The sequence below is a fragment of the Acidovorax sp. KPB24-03 genome (genome assembly GCF_057546605.1).
On the sequence record NZ_BAAJYR010000550.1, the window covers coordinates 1 to 1,880 of the forward strand.

At 68.7% G+C, this 1,880-nt stretch carries 2 protein-coding genes; one reads left to right on the forward strand and one right to left on the reverse strand.

Annotated elements, in window-relative coordinates:
• Positions 1-242: 242 nt before the first annotated feature.
• Positions 243-1,253: a phosphatidylinositol-specific phospholipase C gene (locus AC27KI_RS23815; RefSeq protein WP_487091012.1), complete on the reverse strand. Its 1,011-nt coding sequence runs from the start codon at positions 1,251-1,253 to the stop codon at positions 243-245.
• Positions 1,254-1,424: 171 nt separating this feature from the next.
• Between AC27KI_RS23815 and AC27KI_RS23820 the strand changes: the two genes are divergently transcribed.
• The coding region (locus AC27KI_RS23820; protein WP_487116199.1) for a response regulator at positions 1,425-1,880 on the forward strand (456 nt) is incomplete at its 3' end.

The following is a 1,880-nucleotide window of genomic DNA, read 5'->3' on the forward strand; positions in this document are numbered from 1 at the left end:
GTCGGCCCAGGCGCCGGGCGCCAGGGTCGCCAGCAGGGCCGCCAGGCCCCAGGCGTGCAACCTCGGGCGCGCTGTGGGGCACAGGGACAAAACAGGGCGCAGCCGGGGTATGTGCATGGGGCAGGAGGGGAAGCCGGGACCGGCGTAGTGTACGCAGGCGCCTGCCCCCCGCCATGGGGCGGTGGCCAAGGCGAGGGCCCTGTGGCAGATCCCGCGGCGGGGGCGTCAGCCGTTGGTGGCGATCACCGCGCTGATGAGGCCGGGGCCGGGGAAGTCGGCCATGACCATGCCCACCTGCCCGTGCAGTTCCCCCCCCCCGGGCCCATGCGGGGGTACAGGAGCTGGTTCGTCCCGTCGAAGGCGATCGAGCAGATGCCGATGAAGCATTTGACGCGGGGAAAGTCGGGCCAGCTGTTCTTCCAGCCCGGGGTGGTCCGCCCCGTCATGAGCAGGGGGGCGTTGGTCTGGGGGCTCGACGCCCCGCTGGCGACGAAATAGGGGAACGAGCCGGACGCGGCGCTCAGGTAGTTGATGTAGGCCTGGTCGCGGCTTCCGGCGATCGCCGCGCGGGCATGTGCCTTGACCTTTTCCCACTTGTCGTACAGGTCCCAGTTGGTGCCCAGCTTCCATTCGTCCTGGATGCTGAACGCGCCGGGGTACGCGATGCCGTACTGGTGCGTCGCGGTGAAGTTCTGCAGCACCACGATCTTGCCGCGCAGGTCCTTGAGCACGGGGTTGCCGCCGGTGCCATCCGTGGGCGGCTGCCAGAAGGCGGCCTGGTTGGGCTGGTAGTAGCGGTTCTTGAACGTTTCCTCGAAAGTCTCGGTGTTGCCGCCGCCGTCGCCCTCCTGCTTGATCCGCATGAACACGGTTTCCGACGGGTGGGTCTTCAGGAAGTCGATCACGGTGGCGAGCACGTCGGAGAAGTACGCGTACTGGAATTGGATGCCGTGGTAGATCGGCAGTTCGTCCTTGGTGTGGTTGCACCGGATGTCCAGCACGCGGATGCCGGATTTGAGTTGGTTCGCCAGCGGCATCGACTGCGTCTGGGTGATGTCGCCGCCATAGAACGACATGGTGTCGTGCGTGCCGGGCAGGGACAGCTCGCTGAGCCTGCGCCCGTCCGGCAGGTGCGCCATCCAGTCGGTGTTGCTGGTCTTTATTTCCGAATCATGTGAATATCCCTGCCGGCTGGCCGCCAGCTCGCCCGTGGGCACGTGGATCGCCGCGCATTGCATGAGCACCTGAGTCATCGTTCACCTCCTAAAAATGCATGTTTGTGAAAAATCGGTTGCCGGGCGGGTGGTGCCGCCCACCTGTAGCAGCCGGCACCCCCGACCCGCAAGACTAGAGAGGCAGTGCCTCGCGCGCATCCCTGATATCGGGGATGCATGCCGTTTTTCCTGCGTGCAGCGCCCCTGCCGATGAGCGCGCCCGCACCGCTGGCCGTGGCCGCCGTGCTGCTGGTGGAGGACGACCCCGCCTGCGCGCGGCGCCTGGCCCGCCTGCTCGGGCAGGTCCATCCCGGGGCATCGGTGGCGCACGCCGGCAGCCTGGCCCAGGCCGGCGCGTTGTGGCCCGCGCGTGGCTTCGATCTGGCGCTGGTGGACCTGCACCTGCCGGATGGTTCGGGACTGGCGCTGCTGGAGGCGTTTTCGCGAGCCCGACCGTCACTGGAGGCCGTGGTGGTCTCCGCCTGGGGGCACACCGACACGATCGTCGCGGCCATCCAGGCCGGCGCGCGGGGCTACCTGCTCAAGAGTGCCGAAGACGATGAACTGGTGCGCGCGCTGGCCTGCATGCGGGCCGGGGGGGCGCCCATCGACCCGCTGGTCGCCGCGCGCATCCTCGCCCTGCTGGCCTCGGCCCCCCGGCCAAGG